Source organism: Pseudomonas lalucatii, from assembly GCF_018398425.1.
In the GTDB taxonomy this organism is placed as follows: Bacteria; Pseudomonadota; Gammaproteobacteria; order Pseudomonadales; family Pseudomonadaceae; genus Aquipseudomonas; species Aquipseudomonas lalucatii.
On sequence record NZ_JADPMV010000001.1, the window covers coordinates 1499745 to 1525632 of the forward strand.

Annotated in this window: 24 protein-coding genes and 1 pseudogene; 10 read left to right on the forward strand and 15 right to left on the reverse strand. The window is 64.6% G+C overall.

Going from position 1 to position 25888, the window contains the following annotated elements; all coding sequences use genetic code 11:
- Nucleotides 1–39 precede the first annotated feature (39 nt).
- Together istA and istB are read left to right on the forward strand one after the other, a co-directional pair.
- Nucleotides 40–1725: an IS21 family transposase gene (gene istA, locus I0D00_RS06810; RefSeq protein WP_213638980.1), complete on the forward strand. Its 1686-nt coding sequence runs from the start codon at nucleotides 40–42 to the stop codon at nucleotides 1723–1725.
- On the forward strand, nucleotides 1613–2362 hold the full coding sequence (istB, locus tag I0D00_RS06815; RefSeq protein WP_213638981.1) for an IS21-like element helper ATPase IstB: 750 nt from the start codon (nucleotides 1613–1615) through the stop codon (nucleotides 2360–2362). Before istA ends, istB begins: the two co-directional genes overlap by 113 nt.
- A gap of 101 nt (nucleotides 2363–2463) precedes the next feature.
- Here the strand turns inward: istB and I0D00_RS06820 are convergent, their stop codons facing one another.
- Nucleotides 2464–3666, reverse strand: a complete 1203-nt coding sequence (locus I0D00_RS06820; protein ID WP_213638982.1) for a tyrosine-type recombinase/integrase — start codon at nucleotides 3664–3666, stop codon at nucleotides 2464–2466.
- Between the two features lie 538 nt (nucleotides 3667–4204).
- On the opposite strand from I0D00_RS06820, the gene I0D00_RS06825 reads away from it, so the two are divergent.
- Nucleotides 4205–4879 (forward strand): GntR family transcriptional regulator, encoded by a 675-nt coding sequence (locus tag I0D00_RS06825; protein ID WP_213638983.1) that lies wholly within the window; start codon nucleotides 4205–4207, stop codon nucleotides 4877–4879.
- Nucleotides 4880–4940: 61 nt separating this feature from the next.
- Here I0D00_RS06825 and I0D00_RS06830 read toward each other — a convergent pair whose 3' ends face one another.
- Together I0D00_RS06830 and I0D00_RS06835 are read right to left on the reverse strand one after the other, a co-directional pair.
- Nucleotides 4941–5822: a HalD/BesD family halogenase gene (locus I0D00_RS06830; protein WP_213638984.1), complete on the reverse strand. Its 882-nt coding sequence runs from the start codon at nucleotides 5820–5822 to the stop codon at nucleotides 4941–4943.
- 164 nt (nucleotides 5823–5986) lie between these two features.
- Nucleotides 5987–6859, reverse strand: a complete 873-nt coding sequence (locus tag I0D00_RS06835) for a LysR family transcriptional regulator (protein WP_213638985.1) — start codon at nucleotides 6857–6859, stop codon at nucleotides 5987–5989.
- 139 nt (nucleotides 6860–6998) lie between these two features.
- On the opposite strand from I0D00_RS06835, the gene I0D00_RS06840 reads away from it, so the two are divergent.
- Complete coding sequence (locus I0D00_RS06840; RefSeq protein WP_213638986.1) at nucleotides 6999–7883, forward strand: HalD/BesD family halogenase; 885 nt, start codon at nucleotides 6999–7001, stop codon at nucleotides 7881–7883.
- 102 nt (nucleotides 7884–7985) lie between these two features.
- Nucleotides 7986–9233 carry a M24 family metallopeptidase gene (locus I0D00_RS06845; RefSeq protein WP_213638987.1) on the forward strand — a complete coding sequence of 416 codons (1248 nt, stop codon included), beginning with the start codon at nucleotides 7986–7988 and terminating at the stop codon, nucleotides 9231–9233.
- Nucleotides 9234–9289: 56 nt separating this feature from the next.
- Here the strand turns inward: I0D00_RS06845 and I0D00_RS06850 are convergent, their stop codons facing one another.
- The 5 genes from I0D00_RS06850 to I0D00_RS06870 are packed head-to-tail and all read right to left on the reverse strand — an operon-like array spanning nucleotide 9290 to nucleotide 13254.
- Nucleotides 9290–9988: an SDR family NAD(P)-dependent oxidoreductase gene (locus tag I0D00_RS06850; protein WP_213638988.1), complete on the reverse strand. Its 699-nt coding sequence runs from the start codon at nucleotides 9986–9988 to the stop codon at nucleotides 9290–9292.
- Nucleotides 9989–10020: 32 nt separating this feature from the next.
- Complete coding sequence (locus I0D00_RS06855) at nucleotides 10021–10392, reverse strand: tautomerase family protein (protein WP_213638989.1); 372 nt, start codon at nucleotides 10390–10392, stop codon at nucleotides 10021–10023.
- Between the two features lie 29 nt (nucleotides 10393–10421).
- Nucleotides 10422–11195, reverse strand: a complete 774-nt coding sequence (locus I0D00_RS06860) for an SDR family NAD(P)-dependent oxidoreductase (protein WP_213638990.1) — start codon at nucleotides 11193–11195, stop codon at nucleotides 10422–10424.
- Nucleotides 11196–11210: 15 nt separating this feature from the next.
- The gene (locus I0D00_RS06865; RefSeq protein WP_213638991.1) at nucleotides 11211–12140 is read right to left on the reverse strand and encodes a 2-hydroxyacid dehydrogenase; all 930 of its coding nucleotides are present in this window, start codon (nucleotides 12138–12140) and stop codon (nucleotides 11211–11213) included.
- 28 nt (nucleotides 12141–12168) lie between these two features.
- Nucleotides 12169–13254, reverse strand: coding sequence for a mandelate racemase/muconate lactonizing enzyme family protein (locus I0D00_RS06870; protein WP_213638992.1), 1086 nt, complete (start codon nucleotides 13252–13254; stop codon nucleotides 12169–12171).
- A 232-nt stretch (nucleotides 13255–13486) separates the two neighbouring features.
- On the opposite strand from I0D00_RS06870, the gene I0D00_RS06875 reads away from it, so the two are divergent.
- The 5 genes and pseudogenes from I0D00_RS06875 (at nucleotide 13487) to I0D00_RS06895 (ending at nucleotide 18889) form a co-directional block, all read left to right on the forward strand.
- A complete protein-coding gene (locus tag I0D00_RS06875; protein ID WP_213638993.1) occupies nucleotides 13487–14599 on the forward strand; it encodes a mandelate racemase/muconate lactonizing enzyme family protein in 1113 nt (370 codons plus the stop codon).
- 125 nt (nucleotides 14600–14724) lie between these two features.
- Nucleotides 14725–15726, forward strand: coding sequence for an ABC transporter substrate-binding protein (locus I0D00_RS06880; RefSeq protein ID WP_213638994.1), 1002 nt, complete (start codon nucleotides 14725–14727; stop codon nucleotides 15724–15726).
- Nucleotides 15727–15930: 204 nt separating this feature from the next.
- Nucleotides 15931–16647: pseudogene (locus I0D00_RS06885) on the forward strand (ABC transporter permease); the annotation flags it as partial.
- A 12-nt stretch (nucleotides 16648–16659) separates the two neighbouring features.
- Nucleotides 16660–17712, forward strand: coding sequence for a quaternary amine ABC transporter ATP-binding protein (locus I0D00_RS06890; RefSeq protein ID WP_213638996.1), 1053 nt, complete (start codon nucleotides 16660–16662; stop codon nucleotides 17710–17712).
- A 175-nt stretch (nucleotides 17713–17887) separates the two neighbouring features.
- Nucleotides 17888–18889, forward strand: a complete 1002-nt coding sequence (locus I0D00_RS06895; RefSeq protein WP_274611218.1) for an ABC transporter substrate-binding protein — start codon at nucleotides 17888–17890, stop codon at nucleotides 18887–18889.
- Between the two features lie 229 nt (nucleotides 18890–19118).
- Here I0D00_RS06895 and I0D00_RS06900 read toward each other — a convergent pair whose 3' ends face one another.
- The 7 genes from I0D00_RS06900 to I0D00_RS06930 all read right to left on the reverse strand — a co-directional run bounded on the left by I0D00_RS06900 (nucleotide 19119) and on the right by I0D00_RS06930 (nucleotide 25773).
- On the reverse strand, nucleotides 19119–20417 hold the full coding sequence (locus tag I0D00_RS06900) for an MFS transporter (RefSeq protein WP_213638998.1): 1299 nt from the start codon (nucleotides 20415–20417) through the stop codon (nucleotides 19119–19121).
- A 137-nt stretch (nucleotides 20418–20554) separates the two neighbouring features.
- A complete protein-coding gene (locus I0D00_RS06905) occupies nucleotides 20555–21439 on the reverse strand; it encodes an NAD(P)-dependent oxidoreductase (RefSeq protein ID WP_213638999.1) in 885 nt (294 codons plus the stop codon).
- 18 nt (nucleotides 21440–21457) lie between these two features.
- Nucleotides 21458–22318: a DMT family transporter gene (locus I0D00_RS06910; protein WP_338050396.1), complete on the reverse strand. Its 861-nt coding sequence runs from the start codon at nucleotides 22316–22318 to the stop codon at nucleotides 21458–21460.
- A gap of 83 nt (nucleotides 22319–22401) precedes the next feature.
- Entirely contained in the window at nucleotides 22402–22815 is a 414-nt protein-coding gene (locus I0D00_RS06915; protein WP_213639001.1) for an aconitase X swivel domain-containing protein, read from the reverse strand.
- On the reverse strand, nucleotides 22806–24101 hold the full coding sequence (locus I0D00_RS06920) for an aconitase X (protein WP_213639002.1): 1296 nt from the start codon (nucleotides 24099–24101) through the stop codon (nucleotides 22806–22808). The genes I0D00_RS06915 and I0D00_RS06920 overlap by 10 nt, the downstream gene beginning before the upstream one ends.
- 116 nt (nucleotides 24102–24217) lie before the next feature.
- Nucleotides 24218–24988: an SDR family oxidoreductase gene (locus I0D00_RS06925; protein ID WP_213639003.1), complete on the reverse strand. Its 771-nt coding sequence runs from the start codon at nucleotides 24986–24988 to the stop codon at nucleotides 24218–24220.
- 29 nt (nucleotides 24989–25017) lie between these two features.
- On the reverse strand, nucleotides 25018–25773 hold the full coding sequence (locus I0D00_RS06930) for a class II aldolase/adducin family protein (RefSeq protein ID WP_213639004.1): 756 nt from the start codon (nucleotides 25771–25773) through the stop codon (nucleotides 25018–25020).
- Nucleotides 25774–25888 lie beyond the last annotated feature (115 nt).

Below are 25888 nucleotides of genomic sequence, written 5' to 3' on the forward strand. Positions count from 1 at the left end.
ACGCGACCGTCACCCTCGCCCGATTTCGGGAGACGAGGGATGCCGGCGCCGCGAGTAGCCATGCGAAACATCAAAGAATGTCTGCGCCTCAAGCTTGAGGCCGGTTTGTCCCACGAAAAGATCGCCCGTGCCTTGCAGTTGTCCAAGGGCGTGGTCAGCAAGTACGTCACGGCAGCGCGGGTGGCCGGGCTGGACTGGCCGGCGCTGGTGGTCATGGACGAGGCCGCGCTGGCGGCTGCGTTGTTTGCGCCGGTGTCGACGGAAAAGTCGCGCGGTGAGCGGGTGCTGCCGGACGTGCTGAGCATCCACCGCGAGCTGCGCCGCAAGGGCGTGACCTTGCAGCTGCTGTGGGAGGAGTATCTCGCCGCACATCCGGGACAGCCGACCTACCGCTATACCCAGTTCGTCGAGCGCTACCGGCGCTATGCCCAGACCCTCAAGCGCTCGATGCGTCAGCTGCACCGCGCAGGCGAGAAGCTGTTCATCGACTATGCCGGGCCGACGCTGCCGGTAGTCGATCCGGCCACTGGCGAAGTCCGTCGGGCGCACATCTTCGTCGCGGCCCTGGGCGCCTCGAATTACACCTATGTCTGCGCGACACCGGGCGAAACCCAGGTGGACTGGCTGACTTCGCTGGGCCAGGCGCTGACCTATTTCGGCGGCGTGCCGGAGATGGTGGTGCCGGACAATCCACGCGCCCTGGTCGCCCAGCCGGATCGCTACGAGCCGGGCCTGAACCGCGCGACGCTGGAGTGCGCGCGCCATTACCAGACGGTGATTCTGCCGGCACGGCCCCGCAAACCCCAGGACAAGGCCAAGGCCGAGGTCGCCGTGCAGGTCGTCGAGCGCTGGATCATGGCGCGCCTGCGCCACCGGCAGTTCTTCAGCCTGCACGCGCTCAATCAGGCCATCGCCGAACTGCTGGAGGATCTCAATCGGCGCCCGTTCAAGCGCCTCGACGGCTGTCGACGCGACTGGTTCGAGCGCCTGGATCGCCCGGCCCTGCGCCCGCTGCCGGCCCAGCCCTACGAGGTCGCCAGCTTCAAGCGCTGCAAGGTCAACATCGATTACCACATCGAGGTCAATGGCAGCTTCTACAGCGTGCCCTCGGCTCTGGCCCGGCAGAGCGTCGATGTGCGGCTGACGGCGCACACCCTGGAGGTGCTGCATGGCAACCGGCGGGTGGCCAGCCACCTGCTGCTGGGTCGTCGCGGCGCCTACAGCACGCAGCGCGAACACATGCCCGCCGCGCACCAGGCGCATCGCGAGTGGACGCCCCAACGCCTGCTCGACTGGGGTGCGCGAATCGGCCCCTGCACGCGCCAACTGATCGATCACCAGCTGACCCACAAACCGCACCCGGAGATGGGCTACCGCGCCTGTCTCGGGCTGCTCTCGCTGGCCCGTCGCTATGGCCATGCACGCCTGGAAGCCGCCGCCGAACGGGCCGTCCAGCTGCGCGCCTTCACCGGACGCAGTGTGCGCAACCTGCTCCAGCAAGGCCTGGATCGACAGCCGCTGCCCAAGCGTGCAGCCGAGACGCGCCTGCCTACCCAGCATGCCAACGTCCGTGGCGCCGACTACTACCAACCCCCGCAACAGGAGCTGTTCGATGATGCCCCAACACAGCCTGAATCAACTGCACCAGCTACGCCTGGACGGCATGGCCCGCGCGCTGGAAGAGCAATGGACGCTGCCGGCCAGCCACAGTCTGAGCTTCGATGAACGCCTCGGCCTGCTGCTCGACCGCGAGCTGGCCTGGCGTGACAACCAGCGCCTGGTACGGCTGCGCAAGAAGGCCAAGCTCAAGTACGCCAACGCCTGCCTGGAAGATCTCGACCGCCGCTCCGGCCGCGGCCTGGATGAGCGCCTGATCGCCAGCCTGGCCAACGGCGACTGGATACGCCAGCAACACAACCTGCTGCTGACCGGCCCGACCGGCGCCGGCAAGACCTGGCTCGCCTGCGCCCTGGGCAACCAGGCCTGCCGTCAGGGCTACAGCACCCTGTACCTGCGCACCCCGCGCCTGCTGGAGCAACTGCGCATCGCCCATGGGGACGGCAGCTTCGGCCGCACCCTGCAACAGCTGGCCAAGGTCGACGTTCTGGTGCTGGACGACTGGGCGCTGGCCCCGCTGGAGGAAGGTGCTCGGCATGATCTGCTGGAAGTGATCGACGACCGCGCCGGCAGTCGCTCAACCATCCTGACCAGCCAGCTCCCCATCGAGCACTGGCATGGCTGGATCAACGACCCGACCCTGGCCGACGCCATCCTCGACCGCCTGGTGCACAACGCTTACCGACTGACGATGAAGGGCGAGTCACTGCGCCGGAAAAAAGCCGAGGAACAAACCGCATCGTGACCGATGCGATTACAATCCAGAACCCGCGCAACCGGGGTGGAAGCACCGGTCACGTACTAGCGAAACGCTCGGTCACGCTCACCGAAATCCGCAAGCGGCCTTCAGCGTTTTTGGCCGATAACGTTCTTTTCCAGCCAAATAGCCCAGCGATCGAGTCCGCGCTTCTTTTCCTTGAAGTAGTCGTAACGGTCATAGTGCTTTGCGGACACGTCGTTGAACGCATGTCCTTGGATTCGATCCCGCAGCTGCTTATCCAGCCCTGCCTTGCCCATCAACGTCTTGCAGGTACGACGCAGATCCCTGAGGGTGAAAGGCGCGTCGAACTTGTCGGCGTGTCGGCCATAGAGCTTGGTCACGGCACGCGACAGCGACTGCACGTTGAGCGACTGCCCCTCAATTTTTCCCTGGAACGGGTATGCACTGGTTGTGCTGATCTCATCCATGACCCTCAAGCAGCCTTTCATCAGCTTGTTCATGGGCACGACATGCAGCGAGCGCTCCCCCTCCACACCCTTCTTGCTGCGAATAGTGACATGGTCAGCCAGGTAAAGAGCCCGCTCAGACTGCAGCAACTGCTCGGGGCGCTGGCCACCTGCAGCTATCAGGAACTTGAGCAGCTCGGCCGTGGTGAGAGAAAGGTGTTCAGGCAGCAGATTCCAGAGCGTCGCCAGCTCCTTGACCGAAAGAGCACGGTCACCTGGCTGTTCCCAGTCAGCCTGCACCGGAATGCTGGCAACTGGATTGCTCTGCAGACCGAAGCGCACCTCGTCCTTGAGGTAGTTGCGCGGATTGAACTCCTGGCGCATGGCAAACTGAAAGGCGGCGTGCAGCCGCGAACGCAGACGGTTGGTCTGGGTTGTCACGCCATTGGCAATCATTCTCGCCAAGATATCCCGAATCTCGGCCGGACCAATCATCACTGCTGGGCGCGTGACGAGGCTGGGAAAGGGCTCACTGACATAGCGCTTGAAAGACCATTCGACGTGCTTGGCGGTAGCGGCCCCCTCAGCCTTGAGCTTGGCCACGTAGGAATCCATGAGATCACCGAAAGTGCCAGTAGAGAGCCGAACCTCTTTTTCTTCCCGGCTTTTATCCCGCGCCTCGGTCAGGCTGAGCGAGGGCCAGGTACCAAGTTTGATCTTGATCTTCTTACTGCCCTGACGACGCTGGAAGTAAAACTCTTTGGTGCCGTTCGGCCGCACGCGCAGCATCAGCACTCCTTCCCCTCTTGCACTACGCCCATCACTGACGGTGAATTCTTTCTCGGAGGGCTTGATCGCACGTATCTGCTTTTCAGTCAGCATTGGTATTCCTTTTTGGGGGCCGTTTCTGGGGGCCGTTTACCTAAAACAAGAAGGCACGCCCTGAAACACCACGAGACTCTGAAAACCCGTGAAAGCCCCTATTTTACTGGCTTACATGGCCAGTTGTGTATCTCCACACACGATACAAAAAACAACAAAAATGAGCTTCCCAAGCTCATGACGAGGGTTCGATTCCCTTCGCCCGCTCCAGATTCTTATCCCGGCATGTTTCGAGATGCCTCAACATGAACCGGGAACCCAGGCAGACCGGCCATCAGAGCCGGTTTTTTTGTGTCCGCGTGCCTTACCCCTCCCCCCTTAGGACACGCCGACTGACCGGCGTCCCTGCTCCCTAGAGGCTGCTCCGCTCGCCGAGCTAGTCGAGCCTCCGCCGCTCAAAGTACGGTTCGCCGAGCCAACACATGCCTGTGGATTTGCGACGCACGGCATGACAATTGTTAACAATTGTACGATAATCAGCCGCACCATCAGGGATGATCCCGTCTAAACACAGTACTGAGTGATCGGAGTAACCAACATGCCTGGAAGCAGTGCGATCTCGAAGCAGAGCTTCGACGTGCAAACGGCCAATATTCTTCGCGAGATGATCGTTACCGGAAACCTGGAGGCCGGCTCTCGCCTCACGGAGGCCAAGCTGACCGAGCAGTTCCACGTATCCCGCGGCACCATCCGCGCGGCCCTGCAGAAGCTGCACAACGAGGGCCTGGTTTCGCAGGTGCCCTACACCGGCTGGCATGTCATCGCCATCAACGCGCAGGACGCCTGGGAACTGCACAACCTGCGCCGAGTGCTCGACGGCTTGGCCGCGCGCCTGGCGGCGGAGCGCATCGAGCCCGAAGGCGCCAAAAAGCTTGAAGAAGCCTACCAGCGCCTCTGCCAAACCTGCGAAGGTAGCGACCCCAAGGACATCGCCAACGCCGACTTCGAACTGCACAAGCTGATCGTCTCGCTGTCGGGACATGGCCGGCTGCAGGAGCACTACAAGCTGACAGAGCAGCAGATTCGCGTGTTCATCGCCTCCTGCGACTCCGAATTCTCCGACTACAAGAATATCGGCCAACGCCATGCCGCGCTGGTCCAGGCGATACTGGCGGGCGACGCCGATGCCGCCGAGCGCCTGGCTAAGGAGCACAACGCCTCTCAGGGCGACGCCCTGATCAGCAGCCTGCGGCAGATGGAAACCCAGAAGTAGGCCTAACAACCCGGTCACTCGCCAAGGCCATGGCCGCTGGCGAGTGACCTTCCACTGCGGGTCAGTCGGTCAAGCGATCAGGCCGCTTGGCCTCTCGCTCATAGTGAATGGGCATGGCGTATCCATAGAACTGCTTCGCCCGCTCCGGCCGGTTGACCGTTTCAGGGTCCAGGACGTAGGTCGGCAATGCGGTGATCCACGCGCCCTCGCCTTCTACCCGGGTCACCCGATGCAGCGAGTAGCGCCCTTTGAACAGCTGCAGCGCGCCCGGCTCCCATACCAATCTGTGCACGCGACTGCGGTCGCCATCCAGCACGCGCCTGACCCCCTCGAAATTCTCATCCTCGAGCGAGCGCATGTTCGGCACGTACTCGAACTCCCCGCCCTGCTCCGGCTGCTCGACCGACACGCTGATGGTGAATTCATTGCCGTCGAAGTGCCAGGGAAAGTAGTGCCCGTCTTCCATGATCGCGTAGGGACAGCGGGCCAGGGGATCGGCCCATTGGTAGATCGGCCAGACGCCGACGCAGGCGCCGACGAAGCGGGTCATGGCATCCCAGTCGTAGAGCGCGCGCAGGTCGGAGTCGGCCTCGAGGATATCCGAGTTGATGAAGCCGCTGGTGCGCCGCTCGAAGAAGCGCTTCGGGTGATGTTCCGGCAGCGAGGGGTCCTCCGCGGTCATGTAGGGGTTGTGGCTCTGCTTCGACCAGAACGTCCGCTCACGCAGGCGGTAGGCTTCAGCCCGCATCCGCGCCACGGCCTCGGGCTGGATGAAGTCGGGCACCACGCTGCAACCGGTCTCATCCAGTTGCGCCCGGCACTGGGCGATCAGCGCCTGGGTTCTGGGGTGGTCTGGCGTGTTAATCGGGTAGCGCTCCAGGTCGATGATGTCGGCAAGCGACCGGGTGGCGCGCTCTGTAACGGACGCAGGTGCTGTAGTCATGGGGCCTCCAATCAGCCAATGGGTTGCACATCGGCCCGCATGATCACCACCGCTCTTACACCAAGCAAACAAATATAATTCCGGCCATCCATCGATTTATTAAATTCAACTGGCATTCGCCGGCACTGAGCGCTTGCGCCAGCGACTGGCCACATGGAGCTGCCTCACGGCATTTGCTCATGGCGCATGTCGATGGCCACCACGTCCTTCAGCGCCCCCTTGGCCAGCTCCAGCAGCTCCGCATCGATGGGCTCCTTGGGATGCAGCAGGTAGACCGGTCGCTGAAAGGTTGGCGCCTTCTCGATCAGGTGCAGCCGGCCCGCCTGCAGCAATGGTTCCACCGTGCGCGCGGAGAAGTAGCCCGAGCCACCATGTTTCAGGATGTAGTCCAGGCCGATCATGCTCAGCCCTACCGACAGGCGCGGCGCCCGGGTTTCCGGATAGGCGAGGCTGTGCGCCGCGCGGAATTCGGCGCCCCAGTCGACGAACACATAGTCCGGCTGCCAGTGCTTGGTCACCTTGCGCGCCGTGGTCGAGACCAGCACCAGGGTGTCCTCCATCAGCAGTTCGCAGGCCAGCCCGGGCTGCTGACGCGGGATATAGGTCATCGCCAGGTCGATCAGGCCGTCGCTGAGGTCGGCCAGGAGATTCTCCGAATAATCGGCCACCACCCGCGTGCCGACATTCGCCGCACGGGCCTGCATGCTCTCGACCCAGGCCGGGGCGATCCGCTCCCAGTGGTTCATCTGCACGCCCAGGGTCACCACCGCATTGAGCTCCTCGGGTAGGGCCACCTCCTGACGGGCCTGCTCCCAGGCCCGCACCGCCGCGTGGGCGAAGCGGTGGAAATGCCGCCCGGCCACGGTCAGCTCGCAGCCCTCGCGCTTGCGCACGAACAGCTGCCGGCCCAGTTGCGTCTCCAACACCTTGATGCGTGCGCTCACCGTCGACTGGGTGATGTGCAAACGATCGGCCGCCAGCTGAAAGCCGCCGCTCTTGGCGACTTCCAGGAATGCCTTCATGTGGTTGATGTTCAAGGTATTTCTCTACTCGAATCGATTTCTTGAATGGGGAGCAGCAAATAAAATCGTTTTTCTAATATAAGCGCTTTGCAGATGATCCGGCCATGCGCCCAGCGCGCCGCAACCCAAACATTTTCTGTCCGGAGACATCGCAATGCCTCAAGCCGCTCAAGCCCTCGCCGAACCCGTCATCAGCCCAGCGCTGGATGCGATCATCGACCTCGACCGCTACCCGATCCACCAGCCGGAGAACCCGCTGACCATGGCGCTGGTCGAGCAGTGCCGCGCCGAACTCGATGCCGTGGGTTGCTGCTGCGTGCGCGGCTTCGTCCGTCCCGAGTCGATCGCCCGCATGCTCGCCGAGGCCGAGCGTCTGAAGCCGCAGACCTACTGGTCCGAGAACGCCAACAACCCCTACATGACCAAGGACGACCCGTCGCTGCCAGAGGATCATCCCAAGCGCATCTTCAACAAGCGCACCAACGGCTTCATCAACTCCGACATCCTCGAGGCCGACTCGGACCTGCGCGCGGCCTATGACTCCGACGAGGTGCTGCGCTTCGTCTCCGACTGCCTCGGCGTGGCGCCGATCTACCGCTGGGCCGATCCGCTGGGGCGCAACCCCTACAGCGTGATGGACCCGGGCCACGAGTTCGCCTGGCACTTCGACGGCAACGAATTCACCGTCAGCATCCTGGTCCAGGGGGCCGAGAAAGGCGGCATGTTCGAGTACTGCCCGGACCTGCGCACCCCGGAGAACGAGAACCTCGAAGCCGTCACCAAGGTGCTGCGCGGCGACCGCGGCCCGGTCCATGAACTGGACTTGCAGCCCGGCGACCTGCAGATCTTCAAGGGTCGTTTCTCCATGCACCGGGTGACCAAGATCGAGGGCGAGCGCACCCGCTACATCGCCCTGCCGACCTATGTGCTGGACCCGCACAGCGTCAACCGCCCCGAGCGGGCCAAGCAGTTCTATGGTCGCGCCGAGCCGATCCACTACGAACGCGAAGCGCAGCGCCCGGATCGCCTGCTCGACTGAGCCCTGTGCTCCCTTACAGCGCCGTCCGAGCAATCGACGGCGCTTTTTTTGAGCCCGCCACCGCCACCACGCCCCCTACCACTACTTATCCGGTGCCATAGCATGAACAACATCGACATGGTTCGCCTGGCCCACACCTCGCCGGTGATGCGCCTGACCGATACCGAAGCGCAGATCGACATGCGCCGCCTGCGTGCCTACCGCCTGGGCCGCATCCGCGAGCAACTGATCAAGCGCGACTACGCCGCCTGCATCCTTTTCGACCCGATCAGCATTCGCTACGCCACCGGGTTTCGGAACTACGCCCTGTTCCAGATGCATATCCCCTGCAGCTACCTGTTCGTGCCGGCCCAGGGCCCGGTGATCCTCTACGAGTCGGAGTCCTCCTACCACATAGCCAAGGGCCTTGAGACCATCGACGAGTGCCGCCCGGCGCTGCAGCTCAACTATTTCTTCGGCGGCAGCCGGGAGCAGGAGTGGGTCAACCAGTGGGTCGATGAGGTCGCCTCCTTGCTGCATGAGCATGGCGGCGGCAACCGGCGCCTGGCGATTGGCCGCACCGATGCGCGCATTCCTTTGGCTCTGGCCAATTGCGGCCATGACATTTTCGATGCCCAGGAGCTGGTGGAAGCGGCACGGCTGATCAAGTCGCCGGAAGAAGTGCTGTGCATGAACCACGCAATCACCGTGGCCGAGGTCGGCATTTCGCGCATGCGCGAGGCGCTGACGCCCGGCATGACCGAGGTGCAGCTGTGGTCGATCCTGCACCAGACCAACATTTCCATGGGCGGTGAGTGGATCGATTGCCGCCTGCTGTCCTCCGGCGACCGCGCCAACCCCTGGTTGCAGGAGGCCAGCGAGCGGATCATCCGTCCCGGCGAGCTGGTGGCCTTCGACACCGACATGATCGGCCCCCTGGGCTACTGCGCCGACGTCTCGCGTACCTTCCACTGCGGCCCGGGCAAGCCCTCCGACTCCCAGCGCCGGCTTTACCAGCTGGCCCACCACGAGATCCAGCACAACCTCGCACTGATCCGCCCCGGCGTCAGCTACCGCGAACTGTCGGAAAAGGCCTTCAAGCCGCCAGCCGAGTTCGTCGCCAACCGCTACCCGTGCATCGCCCACGGCATCGGCATGTGCGACGAGCACCCGAGCATCTTCTATCCCCAGGACTTCGAGAAGCACGGCTACGACGGGGTGATCGAGGAGAACATGACCCTCTGCGTGGAAAGCTACATGGGCGCCGAGGGCGGCTTCGAAGGGGTCAAGCTGGAGCAGCAGGTACTGGTCACCGCCAACGGCTGCGAGGTGCTGTCGCGCTACCCATTCGAGGAAGACCTTATGGCTTGAGGCCTGAGCGCGGAAGGGGCGTCGTACTGAACGCCCCTTCCGCGCGAGCGGGTGATCTAGAAGCGCTCGACATCCGGGCGCAGGTCCAGTTCGAAGGTCCAGGCCGAACGGTCCTGCTGGATCAGGTGCAGGTAGCTGGCAGCGATGGCCTCGGCCTTGAGGGTAGAGGCCTCATCTTCCCCTTGCGCCCAAATGACCCCGTCGAGAATCACGTGCGCCACATGAATCCCGCGCGGCCCCAGTTCACGGGCCATGGCCTGGGCCAGGCCGCGCTGGGCGGACTTGCTGGCGCCGAAGGCGGCGAACTGGGCGCCCGGCTTCACCGCCGAGGTGGCGCCGGTGAAGATGACGGTTCCCTTGCCTGTGGGCAGCATCCGCGAAACGGCCTGCTGCGCGCAGAGAAAGGCCCCCAGGCAGTTGCCCCGCCACAGCGTTTCGAAGTCGGCTGCCGTGGTCTCGAGCAAGGGTTTGCAGAGGAAGGTGCCGGCCGTGCAGACCAGCACCTCGGGCACCCCGAGTTCACGCTCGATGGCCGCGAAGGTCCGCTCCACAGCGGCCTCGTCGGTCAGGTCGCACGGGTACGCGCGCATCAGGCCTCCGGCATTGCCGATCTCCTGGGCGAGGCCGTCAGCGACTTCCTGGCGCCGGGCCAGCCCGGCCACCGCATACCCCTGCGCCGCCAGCGTGCGGCAGACCGCGGCGCTCAGCCCGGGACCGACCCCGGCGACCACGGCGACAGCTTTTTCGGTACTCATAGTCGACCTCCCTCTGTATCTGTGGTGGCGGATCAGCAGATATCCCCGCCGCTGAAGGCCTGGCCCTTGGGAATATCACGGTACTCGGCGAACACCTGCTCGAGCGGCACCGCCAGGGACTCGGCGACCACAGCGGCGGTGGCGCGCAAAACCGCCGCCTTGAGTTCGCCCGTGCGCCCTTCCAGGGCGGTGATCGAGATCAGCGGCGCGGCTCGCCCTGCTTCCGACGCGCTCCAGACGCGGTCGCCCTCGGCATAGGTGCCGGGGGCGACCGGCTGGAATATCGCCCAGCAATAACCCTGGGGGATGCCCAGCGCATCGGCCGCCGCGGCGGTGCAGCGGGTCAACAAGCGGCCGATGTCGCAACTTGCGGGGGCGATGGCCTGGATTCGAATGGTCGGCATTCAGCTTACTCCTGGTGGGTTGATCGAAATCATTGTTTACGCCCCTGCACGTAGGGGGCATGGGCGGTCAGGCCGCCGTCCAGCACGAACAGCTGGCCGCTGGCGAATGAGGCCTCGTCCGAGGCCAGCCAGGTCGCCAGGCTGGCGATGTCCTGCGGCTGGCCGAGACGACCGACCGGATGCTGGGCGATCACCGCCTCCTCGGCCTCGGCCGGGTCCGCCTGGCTCTTCAGGTAGGCGTCCATCATCTCGGTGCGAATCCAGCCCGGGCAGATGGCGTTGCAGCGAATGCCCGCGGCGCCGTAGTCCACGGCGATGGCCTTGCTCAGGGCATGCACGCCGCCCTTGGAGGCGCAGTACGCGGCCAGCCCCGGATCGGCGGCGAAACCGTCGTAGGAGCCGATATTCAGAATGACCCCGCCGCCGGCTTTGCACATGGGTTCCAGCGCGGCCTTGGCGCAGAGGAACACGCCCTTGAGGTTGATGCCCATCAGCCAGTCCCACTCGGCCTCGCTGGTCTCGCCGATGGGCTTCTCCAGCTGTACACCCGCGCTGTTGACCAGCACGTCCAGGCGCCCGCAGCGTTCGAGGGTGAAGTCCAGCAGCGCCTGCACTTCCTCGGCCTTGGCCACATCGGTACGGCAGAACATAGCACTGCCGCCGGCCAATGGCCGATCGGGCTCACTGCGCCCGGCCACCACCACCCGCGCGCCCTCGGCCAGGAAACGTTCGGCGATGGCCCGGCCGATGCCGCGGGTACCGCCGGTGACGATCGCCACCTTGCCAGCCAGCCTGCCGTTCATCTCAGCCTCCCGGGCTCAATAGCCGCGAACCGGATCGTAGATCGGGAACGGCTGCTCCCCCGCCTCGATGCGTTTGATGTTGTCGGCCATCAGCCTGGCGGCCGAGTGGGCGTAATTGATGCCGGCGATATGCGGGGTGACGAACACCTTGGGGTGACTCCACAGGGGGCTTTGCGCCGCCAGGGGTTCGCTGCAGAACACGTCCAGGGCCGCGGCCTCCAGATGACCGCTGTCCAGCGCCTGCACCAGGTCCTTTTCGACCAGGATCGGCCCGCGGCTGATGTTGATCACGCAGGCGCCGGCCGGCAGCAGGGCGAAGCGCTCGGCATTGAGCAGGTTCTCGGTGGCCGGGGTGAGCGGCAACACGTTGATCAGGATGTCCGTGCGCCGCAGGAAATCGGCCAGGCGCTCGTCGCCCTGGTAGAACTCGACGCCTTCGACGCTGACCGGATCGCGTCCCCAGCCGGCCACGCTGAAACCCAGGTCGCGCACGAACGTCGCCGCCACCGCGCCCATGGCGCCCATGCCGAGAAAGCCGACGCGGCGCTGCGCGGGATCGCGATGGGGATGGCGGCGCCACAGCTTCTTCGGCTGATCCTGCTGGTAGAGATGGTAGTTGCGGTGAAAGTGGATCACCCAGTGCACGGCGTGCATGGCCATGTCGCGGACCACCAGATCGTCCACCAAGCGCACGATGGGCACGCCCTCGGGCAACTCCGGATCACGGATGATGTGCTCCACGCCGGCGCCGAACGACAGGATCGCCTTGAGATTCGGGTAGCGCCGCAGGTCACCGAGCGGGTGCATCCACAGCGCCACGTACGCGATGTCGGCCGGGTCGCCGACATCGGGAAAGACCCGGAAGTCCAGGTCGGGTATGTGCTTGGCGAACTCCTGGCGCCAGGACTCGGGGTCGGCGCCTGCGTAACTGAACAGCAATGCCATGGGGCCTCCGCTGTGGAAGTGGATGGGATCAGCGCACGCGGTAACGGTCCACGGCATCGGGATCGAGGCTGAAGCCCAGCCCCGGACGCTGCGGGATGGCGATCTTGCCCTCGACTATTTCCATCTTTTCCCGGTACAGCGGCGAGAACCAGGACACATGCTCCACCGAGATGCAGTTGGGCGCCGAACCGGCGATGCTCAGGCTCTGCTCGGTGAAGATATGGGTGGACACCGGCACATTGTGGGCGGCGGCCAGGCTCGCGGCGCGGCGGAACTCGGTGAGCCCGCCGATCCGCTGCAGGTCGGGCATCAGGATGTCCGCGGCCTTGGCTTCGATCATCGCGCGCATGCCATGACGGGTGTACTCGGTTTCGCCCGAAGCGATCGGCACGTCCAGCGCCGCGGCCACGGCGGCATGGCCCTGGTGATCGTAGGAGGCCACCGGCTCCTCGAACCAGCCCAGGTTGAAGGGCTCCAGCATGCGCCCCAGACGAATCGCCTGATGGGGCGCGAAGGCCTGGTTGCCGTCGGCCAGCAGCTCAATGTCCGCACCGATCGCCTCGCGCACCGCGGCCACGCGGGCCACATCCTCTTCCATGCGCGGCTTGCCCAGGCGGATCTTCATGGAGCGGAAGCCCTGGGCCAGAAAGCCCCTGGCCTCCTCCACCAGCTCGTCGACACTCTGCGACAGCCACAGGCCGCTGCTGGCATAGGCCTTGACCGAATCGCGGTAGGCACCGAACAGCTTGTACACGGGCTGGTTGGCGGCCTTGCCGATCAGGTCCCAGCAGGCCGTGTCCAGCGCCGCCATCGCGCCGATGGTGATGCCTTCGTGGCCGATGGGGTTGATCTCGCGCCACATGCCGTCCCACATCCGCTCCACGTAGTGCGGGTCCTGCCCCACCACATGGTGGGCCAGGCTCTTGATCATGGTGTCGAACACGCTCAGCCGGGCGCTATTGAGGGTGAAGATGTAGTTCTCGCCGACCAGGCCGTTGTCGGCCTCCAGATAGACCAGCACACAGCCCACCGAGCGCGTCTCGTGAATGGCCGTGATCAGCGGCTTCTCCAGGGGCACCTCGACCAGCACGGTACGCAGATTCGTAATCTTCATTTGCACAGTTCCTGACTCGCTTGATTTGAGCGCCTACCTGAGGCTCAGCACGGGACAAGCCGGTCGCTCGGGCACTGTTCGTGCACGAGCCTGGCCTGCTACTTACGGTGACCAGCATAGTGTCGCTGATGATGGTTGACAATCATCAATTATCGATTTACAAAGAACACCAGTCGCAGCGCCAACTGGCCTGTATGGCCCGCAGAACAACTCCCCGACTCAGGAGCGAACGGTGAAAATCACGCGCATCTCGATCTATAGAAAGAGTCTCAGCTACGAAAGCGGTGCTTTCGCCTGGGGACGCGGCAACGTGATCGAGTCCAGTTCCTCCACGGTGGTGGTGATCGACACCGATGCGGGTATAAGCGGCGTCGGTGAGTTCTGCCCTTGCGGCGAGAACTACATGGTGGCCCACAGCGAGGGCACGGAAGCCGCCGCACGCCTGCTGGCGCCGCGCCTGCTGGGCGAGGACCCGCGGCAGCTGGCGCGCATCGAGCGGCTGATGGACAGCGTGATTCTCGGCCATGGCTACGCCAAGGCGCCCTTCGATTCGGCGTGCTGGGACATCCTCGGCAAGGCCACCGGCCAGCCGGTGTGGATGCTGCTCGGCGGCAAGCTCACCGACGGCGCGCCCATGTACCGCTCCGCGCCCCAGGGCGCGGCGCAACAGCTGGAGGTCGAACTGGAGCGTCTGCGTGGCAACGGCTACCGCCAGTTCCAGATCAAGGTGGGCAACGACTGGAAGGCCGATGTGGAACGCATCCACGCCGTGGCGCCCTTGCTCCGCAGCAACGAAAAGGCCATCGCCGACGCCAACCAGGGCTGGTACATGGACGAGGCCATCCAGGTGGCCCGCGCGACCCGCGGCCTGGACTTCATCATCGAACAGCCCTGCCACAGCTACGAGGAATGCCTGCAGGTGCGGCGCCATTTCGACCAGCCGATGAAGCTGGACGAGTGCATTGCCGACCTGCGCATGGCCGAGCGGGTGGTGGCCGACCGGGCATTCGAGTACGTGTGCCTGAAGCTGTCCAAGCAGGGCGGCCTGTCCAAGGCCAAGCGCATGCGCGACTACCTGGTCGACCACCGCATCAAGGTGGTCAGCGAAGACACCTGGGGCGGCGAGATCGCCACCGCGGCGGTGGCGCACTTCGCCGCCTCCACGCCGACCGACTTCCTCCTCAACACCACCGACCTGCACAGCTACAACAACGAGCGTACCGGCCAGCCGGCGCCCCGCATGGCGGACGGCAAGCTGTATGCCAGCGACGCACCGGGCCTGGGCGTGGAGGCCGACCTCGAGTCGCTCGGCACGCCGGTCGCGGTGTACGGGCGCCCCGCGTGAGCGCCAGCCCGTGGCTCGGCCATCCGCGCACCCGGCGAAGGCCGAGGTCTCCATGGCGGACCCGCCCCACCGCTCGCGCCCCATCGAACATCACTTGCATAACCAATAAGTACAAGAGGTAAACCATGCGCACTTCAGTCAAGACCCTCAGCACCCTAGCAGCCTGCATCCTCTCGGCCGGCGCGCTCACGGCCCAGGCCAGCTGCGAGCTCGACGAGACGATCCAGATCGCCGACATGAGCTGGGCCTCGGCTTCGACTCTTGCCCATGTGGAGTCGAAGATTCTCGAACATGGCTTCGGCTGCAAGACCGAGTTCGTCCCGGGTGAAACCGTCACCACCGCCACCACCATGGTCAAGAAGGGCCGTCCGCATATCGCCCCGGAACTGTGGAGCAGCAATGCCAAGAAACTGCTCGAGGAAGGCGAACAGAAGGGCAGCGTGAGCGTGGCCGGCAGCGTGTTCGCCGGCGGCGGCATCGATGCCTGGTGGGTGCCCAAGTACGTGGTCGAGCAGAACCCGGACATCAAGTCGGTGCAGGACCTGGCGCGCCACAGCGAGCTGTTCCAGGTGGCGGGCTCGGACAAGGGCCGCTTCTACAACAGCATCCCCGGCTGGTCGAGCGAGGCCCGCAGCAGCAACCTGATGCGCGCCTACGGCCTGGATGAGCAGTTCGAGGTCTACTCGGCCGGCTCCGGCGCCGCTCTGGATGCGGCCATCGTCTCCAACTACAAGCGCAAGAAGCCGATTTTCTTCTTCTACTGGGCGCCCTCGGCCATCCTCGGCAAGTACGACATGGTCAAGCTGGACATGGTCCCGTTCGATGCCGCCAACGACTCCTGCAACGCCGAGCCCAACTGCCAGACGCCATCGACCAGCGGCTTCCCGGTGGTGGCGGTGAACACCGTGGTGGCGGGGAAGATCAAGCAGCAGGCCCCGGCGATCTACCAGTTCCTCAGCAAGGTGCAGCTGGAGAACGACACGGTGAACAAGTTGCTCGCCTGGGGCGAGGACAACAGCGCCGATCCGGAACAGACCGCCGAACACTTCCTGAAGACCCACCAGGCCATCTGGACCACCTGGGTACCGCAGGACGTCGCCGCCAAGGTGATTGCCCAGCTCAAGTAACCATCCGCCCCTGGGCGCGACCCTGGTCGCGTCCAACCGATGCGAGGCCCTGCCGCCATGTTTCCTGAATTGATAGACCCCCGGTATTTCCGGGGCGCCGTCGACGACTCCATCGAGCAGTTCGTCATCCAGTGGGCGACCTTCCTCGAGGAGGCCTTCTACCCCTTCCTGCAACTGCTCAACCTGTTCGAGTCGCTGCTGCTGGGCAGCCCCTGGTGGCTGATCATCGGCCTGGTCGCCGCCGCGGCCTACGCCAGTTCGCGCAAGGTCCTGCTCGCGGCGTTGATCGCCCTGGCCATGTTCGCCATCGGCTTTCTCGGGCTCTGGGAAGACGGCATGCGCACCCTGGCCTTGATGCTGGTGTGCACCCTGGTGGCCACGTTGATCGGCATCCCGATGGGCATCCTGATGTCCTGGTCCAACCGCTTCCGCGCGCTGATGCTGCCGGTGCTGGACATCATGCAGACCATGCCCAGCTTCGTTTACCTGATCCCGGCGATCATGCTGTTCGGCCCGGGCAAGATCCCCGCCGTGCTGGCCACCGTGGTCTACGCCGTACCGCCGCTGATCCGCCTGACCGACCTGGGCATTCGCCATGTCGACGGCGAGATCATCGAGGCGGCCCAGTCCTTCGGCGCCAACCGCATGCAGAAGCTGTTCTGGGTGCAGATCCCCCTGGCACTGCCGAGCATCATGGCCGGCATCAACCAGGCCACCATGATGGCGCTGTCGATGGTGGTGATCGCCTCGATGATCGGCGCCCAGGGCCTAGGTTTCCAGGTCCTGCAGGGCATCACTCGCCTGGAAGTCGGCCGCGGCCTGCTGGCCGGCCTGGCCATCGTCCTCCTGGCCGTGGTCTTCGACCGCATCACCCAGGCCTTTGGCAAGCGCGCCCAGGCGCACCTGCACACCAACAGCTGATTGGGTACGACTATGAGCAGCAATTACAAGATCGAGATCAAGAACATCTACAAGGTGTTCGGTGCGGACCCGAGCGCCGCCATCGCCAAGATCAAGGGCGGCGCCAGCAAGAGCGAGATTCTCAAGCAGACTGGCAACGTAGTCGGTCTCAACGACGTCTCGATGGCCATCGAAGCCGGGCATATCCATGTGATCATGGGCCTGTCCGGCTCCGGCAAGTCGACCCTGATCCGCCACTTCAACCGCCTGATCGAGCCGACCAGCGGGCAGGTGCTGGTCGACGGCCAGGACGTGCTGCAGTTCAGCAAGAAGGAACTCGAGCACTACCGCCGGAACAAGGTCAGCATGGTGTTCCAGCGCTTCGGCCTGTGCCCCCACGACACGGTGCTGGCCAACGCCGCCTTCGGCCTCAAGGTCCAGGGCGTGAACCGCGCCGAACGCGAAGAGAAGGCGCGCTACTGGCTGGAACAGGTCGGCCTGGCCGGGGTCGAGCAACACTACCCGCGGCAACTCTCCGGCGGCATGCAGCAGCGCGTCGGCCTGGCCCGGGCGCTGGTCAACGACCCGGATATCCTGCTGATGGACGAGGCCTTCAGCGCCCTCGACCCGCTGATCAAGAGCGAGATGCAGGATCAGCTGCTGCAGCTGCAGAAGAAGCTCAACAAGACCATAGTGTTCATCACCCACGACCTCGACGAGGCGCTGAAGATCGGCGACCGCATCGCCATCCTCAAGGATGGCGAGCTGATCCAGCAGGGCACCCCGTCCGACATCCTGATGCGCCCGGCCGACGCCTACGTCAAGGAGTTCATCGGCGGAGTCAATCGCTACAAGGCGATCCGCGTCAGCCACCTGCTGCGCAAGCCGGCGCTGAGCATGGTCAGCGCCGGCGACAGCGCCGCACCCCAGTCATCCAGCATCCGCCACGTACAGCTGCACCAGTCGCTGGAGCAGGTGCTGCCGCTGCTGATGGACAACGATGACCCGCTCGCGGTGCACAACGACGAAGGCACGCTGGTCGGCTACCTCGACAAGCCCGACGTGATGGCCGCGCTCAGCCGCTGAACAGGCGCCTGCCCGTAAGCCAGAGTGGCCGGGGCCCGACACCTGCGCCCTGCCCGCCGCGCCGAACGCTCCGCCGGCCCCCTGGCCGCCACCGATTCATCCCGCAAGACCGCAAGACCGCAAGACCGCAAGACGCAACATTCGTGAGCCCGTCTACAACAACAAGAGGTGAAGCATGAATACACGCGTGAAAAAGCTCCCACTCCTGGTCGCTGCCTTGATCTCGGCCGGGGCGCTGAGCGCCCAGGCAGCCTGCCCCCTAGACGAAAGGATCCAGATTGCCGACATGAGCTGGGCCTCGGCCTCTGCGATTGCCCATATCGAGTCGAAAATTCTCCAGCTCGGCTACGACTGCAAGACCGAACTGGTCCCCCTCGAAACCGTCACCGCCGCCACCACCATGGTCAACAAGGGCCGCCCGCACATCGCCCCCGAGGTGTGGAGCAGCAACATCGCCACGCTGCTGGAAGAAGGCGAGAAAAAGGGCACCATCAGCATCGCCGGCAAGGTCTTCGCGAGCGGTGGCCTGGATGCCTGGTGGGTGCCCAGGTACGTGGTCGAGCAGTACCCGGACATCAAGTCCGTTCAGGACATGGCCCGCTACGCGCACCTGTTCAAGAGCCAGGGTTCGGACAAGGGACGCTTCTACAACAGCCTGCCCGGCTGGTCCAACGAAACCCGCAGTACCAACCTGTTCCGCGGTTACGGCCTGGACCAGCACTACGACATCTACTCGGCAGGCTCCGGGGCCGCGCTTGATTCGGCCATCAGCTCCAACTACAAGCGCAAGAAGCCGGTGTTCTTCTACTACTGGGCGCCGTCCGCCATTCTCGGCAAGTACGACATGGTCCAGCTGAGCATGAACGACTACGATGCGGCGAACGACGCCTGCAACGCCGAGGCCAATTGCCCGACGCCCAGCGCTGGCGGTTATCCGGTGGTGGATGTCAACACGCTGGTCTCGAGCAAGCTCAAGGATGGTGCGCCGGAGCTCTACCAGTTCCTGACCAAGGTCAGCTTCGAGAATGACACGGTCAACAAGCTGCTGGCCTGGGGCGAGGACAACAAAGCCGATCCTGCAGAAGTCGCCGAACACTTCCTGAAGACTCATCAAGCCATCTGGACGACCTGGGTACCGAAGGAGGTCTCCGCCAAGGTCATCGCTCGCCTCGAGTAACGCCCGCCAGGCCGGCGCGACGGCGTCACGCCGGCCTGTGTCCCCTGCGCTCGGCCGATTCGCCCCGTCCGGGAGCGACCGGCCGCCCCCACGGACCCTTCGCGCGTTGCGAGCGGGCGCCACGGCGCCCGGCCCGGCGCCGACCTGCCGCGAATCGCCACACGAGCGATAAGCACCGCTCGATAGCGGGCCAGTTTCGCGCCGGGACAAGTCCCGGGGCGAAGATGCCTCATCCCTTGCCGTCGCCCTGGGCCGCGGCCACGACGACCGGCGGCTGCGCCGAGCCTTCATCCGCCTGACCGACCACGGTTTCCTGGACCATGGCCATGGCGACCCGGGAAGCCGCCGAGCCGACCGGTACGCACAGCCCCTGCTCGTCCAGCGGCACGGCGCTGCGGCGCGTCATGCGGTACAGGGCGAAGCAGCCGATGGCAGCATGCACCGTGCCCAGGTACCAGAAGAAGCCATCGGGACCCACGGCGCCCATGACCGCGGCGGCCAGGCTCGGCCCTATGGCGGCGCCAAAACCGAAGGCCAGCACCAGGTTGCTGCTGGCCGCGACCATCTGCCGGGGCTCTAGGGCATCGTTGGTATGCGCCACGCACAGGGAGTACATGGGGAACGCCAGGCCACCGCAGACAAACGCCACGGCCAGCTGGCCCACCGGCGAGGCCTTGGCTATCGCCACGGCCAGCAAGGCGTTCAGCGCCGCCAGGGCGGTGACGACGAAGATGACCCGGCGCCTGTCGAGGCGGTCGGAGAACCGTCCGATCGGCCACTGCAGCACCACCCCACCGACGAACACCAAGCCCATGAACAGGGCGATCTGGCTCAGCGGCAAGCCCGACTGCTGGGCATAGATCACCCCCATCCCGAACATCGCGCCGATCGACATGCCGGTGCCCATGCACCCGACGATCCCCAGGGGCGAGCTGCGGTAGAGGCGCAGCAGGCTCATGTGCTCGGGGGCGGCAAAACTCGGCGCCGGCGTCACGCTCAACAGGATAGGCAGCAGCGCCAGGGAGACCAGCACCGAAATCAGGATGAACAGCTCATAGCTGGCGGGGTCGGCCAGGTTCAACAGCAGTTGGCCACAGGCCATCGCGCCGGTGGTGATCACCATGTAGAGCGACAGCAACTGCCCGCGCGTAGCGTTGCTGGCGCTGTCGTTGAGCCAGCTCTCGGCGACGATGAACAGCCCGGCGATGCAGAAGCCGCTGACCAGGCGCATGCCGAACCACAGCCAGGGGTCGATGAACACCGGGTGCAGCAGCACCATGCTCGAGGCCAGCGAGGCCAGTGCGGCGAACACCCGGATGTGGCCGACCTGCGCCACTATCCTGGAGGTCAGCGTCGAGCCGGCGAGGAAACCGAGAAAGTAGCCGCTCATCAGCAGGCCGGCGATCTGCGTGGAGAACCCCTCCAGCGAGGCACGCAGCCCGATCAGCGAGCCCTGCAGGCCATTGCCCAGCATCAGCAGGCCCATGCTGAGCAGCAGCGCTCCCGTCGTCTTGACCACCGTTCTCATCGCCTTCCCCCTGGTGTGCGCAACGCTGTCGACCTTGCCGCCACACAAAAAAAAGCCCTGGAATCCAGGGCTAAAAGCACCGAAGTGCCACTATGTCATCTAGGTGCTGGACAGTGTCGTCCCGTCCGCGCCCTGCGCTAGCCCCGCAGCGGCTTGTCGTTGGCCTGCTCCAGCAGCTTGACCGCCATCAGGTGCGGCGCCTTGCCGCCGAACTGCTCGACCGCCTGGGCGTAGACCTTCTCGACCTGCTCGCACATCGGCAGCTGCGCCGAAACCTGACCGGCCAGCTCCAGGGTCAGGCGCATGTCCTTGAGGGCCAGGCCCAGTTCGAAGGTCGGATCGTAGTCGCCGTTGAGGATGCTCGGGCCATAGCGATCGGCGACGTAGCTGCGCCCGGTGCTGTTCTGGATGATGGCGAGCATCTTGTCTGCCGGCACGCCGCCCTTGACGCCGAGCATCAGGGCCTCGGACAGGGCCACCGAGTGCAGGTAGCAGAGCACCACCTGGGCGATCTTGGCGACGTAGCCGGCGCCGGCCTCGCCCAGGTAGTCGATGCGCTTGCCGATGGCGGCGAAGATCGGCTGGCACTGCTCGAAGGTGGCCTGATCGCCACCGACCAGCACGGTCAGGGTGCCGGCGGCCGCGCCTTCGGCACCGCCGGAGATCGGCGCATCGAGGGTGCGGATCTGCTTGGCATCGGCCAGGGCACGCACCTCGCGCCAGACCTCCAGGTTGTTGGTACTCAGCTCGATCCAGATCGCACCCTGGCGCATCAGGGCGATCAGCCCGTCCGCCCCGCTGGCAACCTGCTTGATGATGGCCGGCGATGGCAGCGAGGTCATCACCACGTCGGCTTCGCTGACGGCAGCCTGAATGCTGTCGGCCCAATGCGCGCCGGCCTGCAGCAGAGGTTCGGCCTTGCTGCGGTCGACGTCATGGACGTTCAGATCGAAGCCGGCCCTGACCAGATTGGCGGCCATCGGCGCGCCCATGTTACCCAGACCAATAAAAGCGATTTTCATGAAGAGCTCTCTCCCGTATCAGACGGCCGATGAGTTGGTTAACTTAGGTGCACCTATGGCGTAACAACCGCCTGCCACCACCAGGGCGGCACCGACCAGGGTCCAGGTGTCGGGGAAATCCCCGAAGACCACCAGACCGATGACCATGGCGAAAATCAGCAGGCTGTAATTGAACGGTTGCAGGACCCCGGCCGGTGCATACTCCAGGGCCTTGACCAGAAACAGGTGAGCGATTATCCCGCTCACCGACAGCAGGCCCATCAGCCCCCACTCGCCAGGGCTCGGCGGCTGCCAGGCCTGGAGGCCGAATACCGTCGATACCACGGCGCCGACGGCTGCCATGTACAGCATGTTGGTGGTGAAACCATCCTCGCGGCTGACCAGGCGCGTGACCAGGTTGTAGACCGCGAACGCCAGCGCCGCCGAGAGCGGAATCAGCGCCGCCAGCTCGAACAACCCCTGCCCCGGACGCAAAATCACCAGGGTGCCGGCAAAACCCACCGCCGCCGCCAGCCAGCGGCGCAGGCCGATGAACTCGCCCAGCACGGCCCCCGCCAAGGCCATGGCCAGCAAGGGGAACACCGCGAACAAGGCATGGCTTTCGGCCAGGCCCAGATAGCGCAGGCCCAGACTGAAGATGGCGATCTCGCCGACCGACAGCAGCGAGCGCAACAGTTGCAGCCAGGGGTGCCGCGTCCTTGCCGCCAGTGCGATGCCGCCGCGCAGGTGGGCATAGCCCAGGGCGAAGACCAGAAACAGCCAGTAGCGCAGCATGATGAACTGGGCCACGGCGAAATCCTGCACCAGCACCTTGGTGATGGCGTCCTGGCTGGCGAACACCAGCATCGCCAGCAGGCAGAGGCCGATGCCTCGATTCACCGTCGCGCCGCCTCCAACAGCAGGCGCATTTGCCAGAGTTTCGCGCATGGTTTCCCCCAACCGTTGCCGATGCCATTGGCCGCTCACTGCTGCAGCAGCACTTCGCCATCACTCTCTAGCCTGACCATCTGCCCATTGCGAAGGCCCGCGTAACCATCCTTCGCCAGGACAAGCACGGGCACCGGCATGTTATACAGCTCGGAAACCACCAGGGCGGCCGCCATCACGTTGACATCCGGCTTACCGAGAATCAGGCCGATCGGGCCAGTGCCCAGGCGCAGGGATTCGCCCAGTACGCCTGGAGTGCCCGACGAACCGCGTGTTCCTGGCATCACCAGCACCTTGCCAGTCACCTTGATCCCCACCTGAGGATGCTGCTGATCGATGATTGTGCCGGTCTGCGGATCATAACCGCCCCAGAAGCTCAGGGGCTCATCCAGCACCAACAGCTCCCCACTGACACAGCCTGGATTCAGCACACTGGCTTTCATTGACATGTCGCCGCCCCCCAGAAATCACCGCTCCACAGGCGCTCGTCGCGCCAGACCTCACCACTCACCGCTGACTCCACGCACTCTTCGAGGCTGCCAAAGACCACATCCACATCGAGAATGCCGGGGGCGTAGTAGGCCCACTTGCCCGAATTGGTCATCACCCGGCCCTTGATGCCGTTGACCACCGGGGTGAAGTAAGTGCAGGTATCGACCACGATCTTTACCCCGGCCTGCTCGAGCTGCGCGAGCCAACCCTGTTCACGCACTTGCGCCAACACGTAACGACTGGTCGAGACGTACAGTCCGAGATCAGCATGCACCCGGCGACCCGACAGCAGTGGCGTGAGGCGCTCGAACTCGGTGAAGGAAAAATGCGGCGTTCCCAGGCACACGGCACTGACGCTGCCAGCGGCCGTGGTGGTCAGGGCATCGCGCGCCTGGATCAGCATCTGTGGCGTCACCTCTACGACCCGGTCCGGCTGCTGGCCGTGGAAGGCATCGCTCAGGCTGGTAGCCTCCGGCGTGATGCCGACGGCATGGAACAGGGCGACCGCGCCCGAGGCCGCTCCGGCCGCCGAGATCGCCTTGAGCTGATCCTCGCTGGTCGCGGCCGGCAAGCCCTCGATCACCGGTACACTGCTGCCGGCTTCACGTCCCAGCACGATGCCGAGTACGTGGTAGAAGATGTCCTGCTCCAGCAGCTTCCGGGGAACCCCTGCAAGGCTGAACAGAATCTCTCCTTTGCGGCATTCGTCACGGTGCAAACCGGCATAGGGGACTCGGCCGGTGATCGCGGCACAGATGTCGAGGAAGTCACCGTACTTGTTGGTTCTGGCGCCAATCACCGAGTTGTAGAAGGCCACGGCGTTGGATTCCGAACCGACGATCTGGTCGCCCAGCTTGGGCCGCACTTTGTGCTGATAGGGCGCGCAGGTCCACACTACTTCGCAGCCCAGTTGTTCGTAGATCTTCATCAGGCGACGAGCGCCCTGCACCTCTTCGGTGCTGGCCTTCTCCGGGCGCAGCTCGGGGTGCAGCAAATCTACAAGGCCGACATTGGTCTTGGTTGGCACCGCCACCTTGACGCCGTCCGCCAAGAGAAACTCGGCAAAATCCAGCCCGACCTTGCCGCTGTAGAAGCAGCTGTTGACATGGGCCATGGACACATCGACCAGTCGCTCGGCCCCCATCGCCTCTGCAGCTTTGACCATCATCTGCATGGCCAGCCGCTTGGCCTTGCCCTCGGCGCCTGACAGCAGGCGCTTGTCATATTCACTCAGCTGCACCATCACAAGCCTCCTTTCACCTGCCAAGCCTATTCGCTAGCGCGCACTGTCGCCGACGCACAACCGGTGGCCACCTGTACGACTATGGGGCCACCCGTCGCGCCTGACGCAGCGATCCGTTACTGCCGCGGGTACAGGGTCTCGGTGTTTCCGTCCACCCCGACGATCTGCCCCGAGACATGCTTGGCGTAGTCGGAACAGAGGAAGCAGATCATGTCGGCGATCTCCTCCGGGTCGACGTAGCACTGCATGGACACGCCGATGCCGTAGAGCCGGCGCACTTCCTCGGGATCCAGACCCTCGGCCTCGGCATGGGCCTTGATCACCCGCTCCATGCGCTCGCCATTGACGTTGCCCGGGACGATGCCATTGACCCGGATATTGTCCTGGCCCAGCTCCATGGCCAGGGTCTTGGTGAACCCGGTGACTGCCCATTTCGCCGCCACATAGGGGCTGCGATTGGGGAAACCGAGGATGCCAGCCGCCGATACCAGGTTGATGATCACGCCGTGTTGCTGCTTGCGGAAGGTCGGCACGGCACGACGCGCACAGTAGAACTGCGAGTCGATGCACACGCTCATGCAGGCCCGCCACTCTTCGTTGGTGACATCCTCGACCGGCTTGGTCGGCCCGCCAATGCCGGCGTTGTTGACCAGGATGTCGAGACCGCCCGGGAGGATCGCATCGAACATCGCATCGACCGCATCTGGATCGGAAACGTCGGAGACGAAGGTGGTGATACCGTCCGGCAGCGTAGAAAGCGCCTGCTCATCCACGTCACAGGTGAACACCTGGGCGCCAAGCTTGTGCATGGCCAGGGCAGTGGCGCGGCCCATGCCGGCACCGCCAGCGGTGATGAAGACGCGCTTGCCTTCCAGAGAAATCTGCATATCGGGTTCCTGCTATTAAAGGACGTTGATCAGTACTTGTAGGACGGGTCGATGCGATCGATCTGGCGCAGCAGGGCCGGCCACTCGTACTTGCCCGGCACGAAGGCGGCGTACTGCTGGGCGGCCTTCTCCCACATCTTCGGATCGGTTTCGGCCAGCGGCAGGCCGGTGGCGCACACCTGCAGCATGTTGGCGCAGGCACGCACCAGGTAGTGCATGTTCATGAAGGCCTCACCAGCGGTTTCACCCACCGTCAGGAAGCCGTGGTTGCGCATGATCAGGCACTTGTTGTTGCCCAGGTTGTCGGCGATGCGCAGGCTCTCGTCGGTGTCCACCGACAGGCCTTCCCAGTCGTGGTAGCCGATCTTGCCGTAGAGCATCGAGGAGTCCTGCACCAGGTGCACCACGTCGCGGATCGCGGTGGCGGCCAGGCCGGCCGGCGCATGGGAGTGGAACACGAACTTGGCGTTCGGAATGCTCAGGTGGATGCCGCGATGGATGACGAAGCCGGCGGTATTCACTTCGGGCGGACCGTCCAGCACGTTGCCGTGCTCGTCGATCTTGATCAGGTTGGAGGCGGTGATCTCGGTGTTGTGCAGGCCGAAATGATTCATCAGGAAGTGGTGATCGGTGCCCGGAACCCGCGCGGTGATGTGGTTCCAGACAATGTCATCGTAGCCGTAGACATTGGCCAGGCGATGCATCGCTGCCAGGTCGACTCGTACATTCCACTCGTCCTGGGTGAAGCGCGGCTTGGCCGAAGTGGCCCCTTCAAACTCTGCCATCGTTACATCCTCCGCTAGTAGTCACTGCTTATGGGTTCCGCACGCGTTCGGCGGCATGGGCAAAACTACCATCATGGTTAATGGTTGACAATCATTTATTAACAAACGCTTGCCG

Coding starts and splice junctions, on each gene's coding strand:
- I0D00_RS06845 (WP_213638987.1), top strand. CDS start 7,986: ATGAACAACATCGACATGGTTCGCCTGGCCCACACCTCGCCGGTGATG.
- I0D00_RS06825 (WP_213638983.1), top strand. CDS start 4,205: ATGCCTGGAAGCAGTGCGATCTCGAAGCAGAGCTTCGACGTGCAAACG.
- I0D00_RS06865 (WP_213638991.1), bottom strand. CDS start 12,140: ATGGCATTGCTGTTCAGTTACGCAGGCGCCGACCCCGAGTCCTGGCGC.
- I0D00_RS06855 (WP_213638989.1), bottom strand. CDS start 10,392: ATGCCGACCATTCGAATCCAGGCCATCGCCCCCGCAAGTTGCGACATC.
- I0D00_RS06820 (WP_213638982.1), bottom strand. CDS start 3,666: ATGCTGACTGAAAAGCAGATACGTGCGATCAAGCCCTCCGAGAAAGAA.
- I0D00_RS06900 (WP_213638998.1), bottom strand. CDS start 20,417: ATGAGAACGGTGGTCAAGACGACGGGAGCGCTGCTGCTCAGCATGGGC.
- istA (WP_213638980.1), top strand. CDS start 40: ATGCCGGCGCCGCGAGTAGCCATGCGAAACATCAAAGAATGTCTGCGC.
- I0D00_RS06870 (WP_213638992.1), bottom strand. CDS start 13,254: ATGAAGATTACGAATCTGCGTACCGTGCTGGTCGAGGTGCCCCTGGAG.
- I0D00_RS06850 (WP_213638988.1), bottom strand. CDS start 9,988: ATGAGTACCGAAAAAGCTGTCGCCGTGGTCGCCGGGGTCGGTCCCGGG.
- I0D00_RS06925 (WP_213639003.1), bottom strand. CDS start 24,988: ATGCAGATTTCTCTGGAAGGCAAGCGCGTCTTCATCACCGCTGGCGGT.
- I0D00_RS06905 (WP_213638999.1), bottom strand. CDS start 21,439: ATGAAAATCGCTTTTATTGGTCTGGGTAACATGGGCGCGCCGATGGCC.
- I0D00_RS06830 (WP_213638984.1), bottom strand. CDS start 5,822: ATGACTACAGCACCTGCGTCCGTTACAGAGCGCGCCACCCGGTCGCTT.
- I0D00_RS06895 (WP_274611218.1), top strand. CDS start 17,888: ATGAATACACGCGTGAAAAAGCTCCCACTCCTGGTCGCTGCCTTGATC.
- I0D00_RS06930 (WP_213639004.1), bottom strand. CDS start 25,773: ATGGCAGAGTTTGAAGGGGCCACTTCGGCCAAGCCGCGCTTCACCCAG.
- I0D00_RS06915 (WP_213639001.1), bottom strand. CDS start 22,815: ATGTCAATGAAAGCCAGTGTGCTGAATCCAGGCTGTGTCAGTGGGGAG.
- I0D00_RS06840 (WP_213638986.1), top strand. CDS start 6,999: ATGCCTCAAGCCGCTCAAGCCCTCGCCGAACCCGTCATCAGCCCAGCG.
- istB (WP_213638981.1), top strand. CDS start 1,613: ATGATGCCCCAACACAGCCTGAATCAACTGCACCAGCTACGCCTGGAC.
- I0D00_RS06920 (WP_213639002.1), bottom strand. CDS start 24,101: ATGGTGCAGCTGAGTGAATATGACAAGCGCCTGCTGTCAGGCGCCGAG.
- I0D00_RS06880 (WP_213638994.1), top strand. CDS start 14,725: ATGCGCACTTCAGTCAAGACCCTCAGCACCCTAGCAGCCTGCATCCTC.
- I0D00_RS06860 (WP_213638990.1), bottom strand. CDS start 11,195: ATGAACGGCAGGCTGGCTGGCAAGGTGGCGATCGTCACCGGCGGTACC.
- I0D00_RS06890 (WP_213638996.1), top strand. CDS start 16,660: ATGAGCAGCAATTACAAGATCGAGATCAAGAACATCTACAAGGTGTTC.